Source organism: Nitrosospira sp. Nsp14 (assembly GCF_900113575.1).
Taxonomy (GTDB): Bacteria; Pseudomonadota; Gammaproteobacteria; order Burkholderiales; family Nitrosomonadaceae; genus Nitrosospira.
Window position 1 is genome coordinate 1 of record NZ_FOPV01000036.1, and the last position, 8,241, is coordinate 8,241.

An 8,241-nucleotide genomic window follows, 5' to 3' on the forward strand; every position below is an offset into this window, starting at 1 on the left:
CAAATAAGGGCATGACGATCATGTGCACGCGCCATAATCCCATCCAGACTTTCTCAAACTCGGGTTCCATCGAGTCCATCCCGTGCGAATAGGCATAGGTCCGCTGATACCAGACCCAGAATATCGCCACCGCCAGCATGGTGATCAGCCCAAATTTGTACCACCTCGAGTCGTACCACAGCGACATGTCATAGTCGCGTCCACTCGACTTGGCTGGGCTCGACGTTTCGTAAGTTGTTGCCATATCATTTCCTCCTGTTACTTAGATGAGAATAGAAAAATAGCTTTCAACGTTCGGTTGACGGTAATCACCGTGATATACGGGGAATAGACCGCCAGCGATTCTTTGACCGCTCTTCATTATAGCAAGTTCACCAAAATTGCAAAGGCCCCTTTTCCATCAGGGCTAATATAAGACCGTCACTTTCAAAAAAAGATCAACTCTATGTCTGAGTCCGTAACAAAGAGCGATTCACAGCATTACGCTTCCGGCACTCGAGGCTAAAGGCAAGGCCGGTTTTGGACCCCCCCTGTATTGCCCCTATAGCACTTCTCTTAAGCCGCTGCGGCACGCCTCAAGGCGCTGCAGCGGTGATCTGCTTGTACGCTGTAGGTTTTTTAATGCCAGCAGGCAAGAGCGGAACCCGTTAAAATTGCGCTCGTCCGCAGTAACGGTACGTAACTATATATATAGTTCAGCGACGGGGTTTTGTCGCTGGTCAATGTGTAAATAGTTTGGGCAGTGGCTTAACCTTGTCACCACGTTCTTCTTTTTGGAAACAACATGAATTTCATGAAACAAACGGGCGTTTTGCTTTTCTGTTTAACGGCGTCGGTCGCCGAGGCTGGGGCGATCAGCAGTCTCAAGAGCTTTATCCAGAACGCTCACACGGTCCGTGCAGAATTTTCGCAGACAGTTCTCGATAAGAATACGCGCGTCGTCCAGAGAGGTAGCGGAGTGATGCAGTTTGAGCGGCCGGGCAAGTTTCGATGGGTGTACGAGAAACCGTACGAGCAGCTCATTGTCGGCGACGGCGCCCGAATCTGGTTTTATGACCATGATCTCAACCAGGTCACCGTACGCAAGCTTGACGCGGCTATTGGCAGCAGTCCCGCAGCTTTGCTTGCGGGAAGCGGCAATATCGAAACCGACTTCGATCTTGAGGAAATTGGCTTACAGGGAGATACGGAATGGCTTGAAGCAAGACCAAAAGCCAAGGAAAGCACTTTCGAATGGGTTCGCCTGGGTTTTAGCCGAAAAGGGACACTCAAGGCAATGGAGCTGCACGATCATTTTGGGCAGACGACGGTCCTGGTGTTTGCAGGGCTCGAACAAAATTCCAGGCTTGCACCGGAATTGTTTAAATTTAATCCGCCCCCGGGCGCCGACGTGATCAGTGAGTGATTTATTTGAAGCGCCGCAGCCGGCTGCGCCGCTTGCGGAACGGCTGCGCCCGCGCGAATTGCGCGACGTGGTGGGACAGCAGCACCTGCTTGGTCCCGGTAAGCCGCTTCGCCTCGCTTTTGAATCCCGCAAGCCTCATTCAATGATCCTGTGGGGACCACCTGGAACTGGCAAGACCACGCTAGCCCAGCTCATGGCAAACGCATTCGATGCAGAGTTTATCGCGCTGTCGGCGGTGTTATCAGGGGTTAAGGATATCCGGGATGCGATCGAACGCGCTCGTGCCGTGCTGCAGCAATCAGGGCGGCATACCATCCTGTTCGTGGATGAGGTCCACCGCTTCAATAAATCTCAGCAGGATGCTTTTCTGCCTTATGTCGAACAGGGGCTGGTTACCTTCATCGGGGCCACGACGGAAAACCCTTCATTTGAGGTTAACAACGCATTATTGTCGCGAGCCCAGGTATATGTGCTCTCCGCCTTATCCGAGAGTGAACTTATGGTCCTGTTTAAGCGTGCGCAAAAGCTGGCGCTTGAGGAGCTGGAGTTTTCGAAGGATGCCCAGTCCCTGCTGATCGGGTACGCGGACGGTGATGCGCGCCGGCTGCTCAATTTTCTGGAGCAGATCAAGACGGCTGCGGCTGTAGCCGGAACCAACTCGATTGGCGTCGATTTTATCCGCAACACGCTTTCTCGGGCTGCTCGTCGTTTTGATAAAGGCGGGGACGAGTTTTATGATCAGATTTCGGCGCTTCACAAATCGCTGCGAGGATCCAATCCCGACGCCGCGCTTTATTGGATGTGCCGCATGCTGGATGGTGGGGCCGATCCGCGATACATTGCCCGGCGTCTGATTCGCGCTTCCGTAGAGGACATCGGTCTTGCTGATCCCCGCGCCTTACGTGTGGCGTTGGACGCTTCGGAAACCTATGAGCGTTTGGGCAGCCCGGAAGGCGAACTAGCGTTGGCCCAGGCAACCTTGTATCTTTCCTGTGCGCCTAAAAGTAACGCAGCCTACGTGGCATACAACAGAACCCGCGCTTTTATCCGCAGCGACACGTCGCGCCCTGTACCTGAGCATCTACGCAATGCCCCCACCCGACTGATGAAAGAGTTGGGCTTTGGCCGCGACTACCGGTACGCTCACGACGATCCCGAGGCGTACGCAGCCGGGGAAGATTATTTTCCTGAAAACATGCCAGCGGTTAAATTCTACGAACCCGCGATGCGCGGATTCGAAGGTAAAATAGCGGAAAGGCTTGCGCACTTGCGCGCTCTGGATGATCAGGCGAAGAAAAAGCCATAAAGCGCGCGATTGCCGCCCTTGGCATTGCAACCGAGTAATGGAGTTTGGATGTTAGATATACAGTTATTACGCAGCAATCTGGAAGACGTTGCCGGACTTCTCGCCGCGCGGGGCTATAGCTTTCCAATTCCGGAATTCGAAGCCCTGGAGTCAGATCGTAAAAGTCTTCAAACTCATACCCAGGAACTGCAAGCTCGGCGCAATGCCGTGTCGAAGCAGATCGGCAATGCGAAAAGCAAAGGGGAAGATATTACCCATCTTCTTGCCGACGTGGCTAATCTGGGCGAAGAGCTGCGTCTGGCTGAAACGCGACTGCAGGAGACGCAAGCCGCGTTGCAGGTCATGCTGCTGCAAGTGCCCAACTTGACCCATACCACCGTCCCGGTAGGCCATAGCGAAGCCGATAACCGGGAAGTACGGCGTTGGGGCACACCGCGCGTGTTCGATTTTGTGGTTAAAGATCATGTCAGCGTTGGCGAAAATCTTGGCCTTCTCGATTTTTCCACTGCCGCGAAACTGAGTGGTGCCCGCTTCAGCCTCATGAAAGGCCCCCTTGCCCGGCTTCACCGCGCTCTCGCGCAATTCATGCTCGACATGCATACGGGAGAGCATGGCTATATGGAGGCATATGTGCCCTATCTGGTCAATGCGGAAAGTCTGCGAGGGACCGGGCAGTTACCCAAGTTCGAACAAGATCTGTTCCAGGTGCCGAAGCTTGGTTTTAAGATGAAGGAAGGCGTTGAGGAGCGCGCGCTGGCGAGCGAGGATTACCAGAGGGGATCATTTTCCCCCTCGGATGAATCGCTATATCTGATTCCTACGTCCGAGGTCCCGCTTACCAACATCGTGCGCGATGAGATCGTTGCGCTCGAGTCGTTACCGATAAAACTCACTGCGCATACGCCATGTTTCCGTTCCGAAGCGGGAAGCTATGGCCGCGATACCCGCGGCATGATCCGCCAGCATCAGTTCGACAAAGTGGAGCTGGTACAGATCGTGCATCCGGAAAAATCCTACGAAGCGCTGGAGGAGTTGACGGGGCATGCCGAAAAGATTCTGCAGAAACTGGGGCTGCCTTATCGCATAATGTTGCTCTGTACCGCTGACATGGGTTTTTCAGCCGCGAAAACGTATGATATCGAGGTATGGCTCCCGCAACAGAACACCTATCGCGAAATATCGTCTTGCAGCAATTGCGAAGCATTTCAGGCACGGCGCATGCAAGCGCGTTTTCGCAACCAGCGAGGCAAGCCGGAACTGGTCCATACACTGAACGGTTCCGGCTTGGCGGTGGGACGAACACTTGTGGCGATCTTGGAAAATTTCCAGAATGAGGACGGTAGTGTATCGGTTCCAGATGTTCTGCAACCATATATGAGTGGGCTTGAAAGGCTCACGGCAGGCTGACGTCGTCCGCCGCCCCTGATTGTTTCTTATCACAAAGGAGTGTTTTCTATCATGCAAAGCGCAACTAGCAGTGATGGCGGCGGCGGCACAGTGACGGACACTTCCGTGCTTGAGGCGGAAGTAAGAAATATTGTTGTCCAGGGAAGCAATGTTCAGAAGGACGTGCATGATCTGACAGTAAAGGCTCTAAGCAGGCAACATCGAGATCACGAATCCCTTCGTGATGTTATCGGGGCTGTTCTTAAGGGTGTGCGTGAAGGTGCGGAGCACAAGCTGCAGCAAACGCCGGTACAGGTACAAACGGTATTAAAGCCGATTCGAGACGCGGTTGCGGGCCTCGACGGCGCGCTGGCACAATTCGCCGAGGCATCGAAGCTGGCTTTGGAAGAGGCGGCGGGGCGGGCGCAAAAATTTTCGAATGACGAGCTTGTTCGTGTGCGCAAGGACCTGGAAGGTGTTGAGAATCTGTTCCTGGAAACATTGCAGAGCTCTGCTTCCACTGCTCACAAAGTGGTAAGCGAAACGCTGCACGACTTGGCAACGCATGCGAGAAGGAATGGAACAGCTGTTGGTTCTCAGCTTAAGGACACCCTTGAGGCTTTCAATCAACAGGTGGCTTCATTAGGGCACGACCAGCTTGAGGCTGGTATAGAATTGACTCATGCGATCACCAGTATCATGCGGGAAGCTGCTGCCGATGCCCTCAACAGTATTGCTGACCGTGTTAAGCCGAACCACAAGCCGAAAGGAAATTAATGCAGGTTCCCGGGGATCAGGCAGCGTTTGCTGCATCCCCGGCATGCTGCCACAGGCCTCTATTAGAAGTTGACCTCCAATAACCGCAGATTGGGGAGGATGGAGGGCGTTCCGCCGGTCAGATGCTGCAACCGTCCTCATCGCAGGCGGCATTTCCCGCGCTCGTCCCGGTAGTTGGTGCTACCTCCGGCGTTTCCTCCATTTCTTCCGAAAGCAACGCCCCGATGGAGAACCCCACGGCAAGATCGCTTACGTGGCCAAACTTATGGAATCGGATTCGCCCCGTCTTATCAATCAGGACAAGGCTGGGCGTTCCCTGCATTTGATAAGCGCGCATGGTAAGGGGCACGCCTTGCGCCGGACCATCGTACTTATCGATCCCGATAGGAAACCGCAGTCTGTATTCATACACAAACACCTCGAGCGCGTCGCGGCCCATCACTTCATGATGTTCGAAAACAGTATGCAATCCGACCACTGCCACCCGGCTTGGATCAAATTCCTGAGATATTCGCTGCGCTTGGGGGATGCCCATCTGTATGCAACCCGGACAGAAAATCTGAAAGGTATGCAGTACAACCACCTTGCCGCGCAGCGAAGCAAGGGTAAGCGGCTCGGGGGTATTGAGCCAGGCTGATATCTGCAACTCCGGTGCCATGCCTGCTTTTAGGGCATCTTTGGTTTCTTTCATCGTTGTATCCGGAAAAGAAAAAATGGATGAAAAAAAGCACGAGGACTTGAGCGACTCAGCGTCAAATCAGGTGCCGGTGGCTAAGACAGAGAATTCGCATGGTTTGAGAATTACGTGCCCAGGCTTCTCGTGAGGGTATCGTCGTCTCTCGCCCCTATTATCTGGGCTTGACGGCGGCTTTTGCCGCGCGCAGCACGGGATAATGTTGGGTGAAGACCATATCCTCAGCCGCGTTCGCCTTATGGCAGGCTGAGCAGGCATCGTCCGGCTGCGCCATGGCGCTGGGCTTGTCGTCAAAGCCGAAGTACGCCCAGTTCTCGGGTCTGTCCGCGAACCGTTTCTTGTCCTTGACTGCTGCCGCGATGCCGAGGAATTCGCCCTGGAAGTATCCATTCCCACTCGCAGATTTCGTTGCGCCAACGCTTATTAATTCCTTAACTATGATCGTACCGCTGCGAAACTCCCCGGTTTTTTTATAATGCGCCCAGCTTGCCGGATCAATGTAGACGTTGTGAAATTCCGGGAATGCGGGTTTGCCGTCATTCATATCTTTGGGCGTGACCGGCGCGCCGACAAAAATCCACTCCCTGTAATCGGTCGGACGCACCAGCTCGGCTGCCTTGTTGAATTTCGCATACTCCTTGCTCTGCTGATCATCGCTGGGATCGGCCGCCGCGGCTGTTTGTACTTGCATCATTGCGACGGCGGACAGCAGCAGGGCTAAAACCGTTTTTTTCAAAACTTGCTGCATGAGCATTACAGCTCCTTCATGAGCATTACAACTCCTTAATAATACAGGAAATGCTACTGATTTTTATTTAAGCGACGCCATGATAGACAGAACTCAGCCGTTTCGTCAAGGCGGCTTACGCGGGCGACAGGGGGTTAATGGGATAAAGCCGGGAGGTTACGAGTGCGACCAATAACTGCCTTTGCATATAGCCTTGCGTCAAACTGCCCGCTTCGTCTCATCTCAGCAGTTTTTCCTGGCGGTCATCACTATTTAACCCTGACTCCCGGTTTTTTTGAACTGCTTGCCGCAAAGTGAACACTCTGAAATCAGAGACGCGCCGAAGCATGACAAACGCTTGAATTTTTCGTTTTCGGACGATCTTATCCCCTAATTCGACTAGGGTAAAATCACCATGTTTTAAAGAGGGAAAAATACCGCTTTTTAGAATAGGGGCATTATTAATTTTGATTAATAAGATCGTGTTCTTCCTTGTACGGCCAATTTTGCTGTGATAGAATTCCGGCCTGTTTTGATAGGCTCGCCTGACGCAAATAATTGAAACGAATAACGCCGAAGTTCGGAAAAAATCGAATCAGATCGAGCTGGAAACGGGAAGAAAAAAGTGCCTGACGGGGGCTCTGGATAAGGATATCAGACCGCTTGCAACTTTATGCGACTTGCAAGGCTTGTTAAAACACACATCCGCATAGCATAAATCGGATTGAAGGTGTGAGCGTATGACGCGGTCGAAGTCTTCTCCCCCGTATTTCGTTTTACGGGATGGAAAATCCGATTATTCGGCCGTCGGTGATGGTTGCACATATTTTTTTTTTGGTTGAAACTTTGAACTTATGGAAATGCCGTTATTCTTAGCGTTTGTGCTTCACATAAGGCACATAGAATAACACAATTAACGTCATTCGCAACATGGTTATTTTCGCATCTGTGCGAAGAGTCCGGTTTCGGGAAACAAGCGGTGCCGCGGACGCGAAGATGATCTCGAAGTGGTCGGTCCGTCAGAGCCGGTCAGTGGGGTGGAATACGATTGGATTTATTGGCTCGTACTGTATATCAGCAATCAAGTTGGGGGGAAATATGAGCAGTAAAGCAGCAGCAAGAATAGTGGGGGCATCGGCGCTGGGGTTGTATGGCGAGCTGGTCCTGGCGGCGGCGGATCCTCACCAGTTGAACTTACCCGAACCGCAATCGATCATTGCGCAGCAGATCTATGACCAGCACACGATGCTGTTATGGATCTGTCTGGTGATATTCATAGGCGTGTTCGGAACGATGTTTTACTCCGTGTTGAAACACCGCAAGTCTTTGGATTATCCGGCTGCGAACTTTCATCACAGCACCACGGTTGAGATTATCTGGACCATCATTCCCATCTTCATTCTGGTTGGCATGGCCTACCCTGCGACCAAGACGGTGATTGCGATGAAGGACACCTCCAGTCCGGACATCACCATCAAGGCCACGGGATATCAGTGGAAATGGGGTTATGACTACCTGACGGGCGAAGGGGAGGGGATCAGTTTCCTGAGCAATCTTTCCACACCCAAGGCGCAGATCGAGAATGCCGCGCCCAAGGCGGAGAACTACCTGCTGGAAGTAGACAATCCCGTGGTCGTGCCGGTGGGCAAGAAGGTGCGCATACTTCTGACCGCCAACGACGTGATCCACGCCTGGTGGGTGCCTGCGTTTGGCGTCAAGCAGGATGCCATTCCCGGCTTCATCCGCGATGCCTGGTTCACGGCGGAGAAGCCTGGCACGTATCGGGGTCAATGCGCCGAGCTATGCGGCAAGGAGCACGGTTTCATGCCGATCGTGGTGGAAGCGGTGACACCCGAGCAGTATGCCCAGTGGGTGGGTGAGCAGAAGACCAAATTGGCGGCGGCGACCGTGGATGTCAACAAGGAATTCACGATGGATGAGTTGAA

At 53.1% G+C, this 8,241-nt stretch carries 8 protein-coding genes; 5 read left to right on the forward strand and 3 right to left on the reverse strand.

Annotated elements, in window-relative coordinates; all coding sequences use genetic code 11:
- Window positions 1–244: methane monooxygenase/ammonia monooxygenase subunit C (locus tag BM022_RS14820; protein ID WP_218146903.1), on the reverse strand; the 244-nt coding region annotated here is incomplete at its 3' end.
- A 549-nt stretch (window positions 245–793) separates the two neighbouring features.
- Between BM022_RS14820 and lolA the strand changes: the two genes are divergently transcribed.
- From lolA to BM022_RS14840, 4 genes are read left to right on the forward strand one after another with little or no spacing between them, the layout of a single operon-like run.
- Window positions 794–1,405: an outer membrane lipoprotein periplasmic chaperone LolA gene (lolA, locus tag BM022_RS14825; RefSeq protein ID WP_256209217.1), complete on the forward strand. Its 612-nt coding sequence runs from the start codon at window positions 794–796 to the stop codon at window positions 1,403–1,405.
- Complete coding sequence (locus tag BM022_RS14830; RefSeq protein WP_091140536.1) at window positions 1,398–2,711, forward strand: replication-associated recombination protein A; 1,314 nt, start codon at window positions 1,398–1,400, stop codon at window positions 2,709–2,711. Before lolA ends, BM022_RS14830 begins: the two co-directional genes overlap by 8 nt.
- Before the next feature lie 48 nt (window positions 2,712–2,759).
- Window positions 2,760–4,118 (forward strand): serine--tRNA ligase, encoded by a 1,359-nt coding sequence (gene serS / locus BM022_RS14835; protein WP_091140538.1) that lies wholly within the window; start codon window positions 2,760–2,762, stop codon window positions 4,116–4,118.
- 51 nt (window positions 4,119–4,169) lie between these two features.
- A complete protein-coding gene (locus tag BM022_RS14840; protein WP_091140539.1) occupies window positions 4,170–4,874 on the forward strand; it encodes a DUF6781 family protein in 705 nt (234 codons plus the stop codon).
- 118 nt (window positions 4,875–4,992) lie between these two features.
- On the opposite strand, the gene BM022_RS14845 is transcribed toward BM022_RS14840, so the two are convergent.
- Both BM022_RS14845 and BM022_RS14850 read right to left on the reverse strand, forming a co-directional pair.
- The gene (locus tag BM022_RS14845) at window positions 4,993–5,565 is read right to left on the reverse strand and encodes a redoxin domain-containing protein (RefSeq protein WP_091140541.1); all 573 of its coding nucleotides are present in this window, start codon (window positions 5,563–5,565) and stop codon (window positions 4,993–4,995) included.
- Window positions 5,566–5,722: 157 nt separating this feature from the next.
- The gene (locus BM022_RS14850; protein ID WP_091140543.1) at window positions 5,723–6,322 is read right to left on the reverse strand and encodes a cytochrome P460 family protein; all 600 of its coding nucleotides are present in this window, start codon (window positions 6,320–6,322) and stop codon (window positions 5,723–5,725) included.
- Between the two features lie 1,071 nt (window positions 6,323–7,393).
- On the opposite strand from BM022_RS14850, the gene coxB reads away from it, so the two are divergent.
- A partial coding sequence (gene coxB / locus BM022_RS14855; RefSeq protein WP_091140545.1) for a cytochrome c oxidase subunit II occupies window positions 7,394–8,241 on the forward strand: 848 nt, incomplete at its 3' end.

Excerpts from the sequence above, each read along its gene's own strand:
- lolA (WP_256209217.1), top strand. The coding sequence starts at position 794 with ATGAAACAAACGGGCGTTTTGCTTTTCTGTTTAACGGCGTCGGTCGCC.
- serS (WP_091140538.1), top strand. The coding sequence starts at position 2,760 with ATGTTAGATATACAGTTATTACGCAGCAATCTGGAAGACGTTGCCGGA.
- BM022_RS14840 (WP_091140539.1), top strand. The coding sequence starts at position 4,170 with ATGCAAAGCGCAACTAGCAGTGATGGCGGCGGCGGCACAGTGACGGAC.
- BM022_RS14845 (WP_091140541.1), bottom strand. The coding sequence starts at position 5,565 with ATGAAAGAAACCAAAGATGCCCTAAAAGCAGGCATGGCACCGGAGTTG.
- BM022_RS14850 (WP_091140543.1), bottom strand. The coding sequence starts at position 6,322 with ATGCTCATGCAGCAAGTTTTGAAAAAAACGGTTTTAGCCCTGCTGCTG.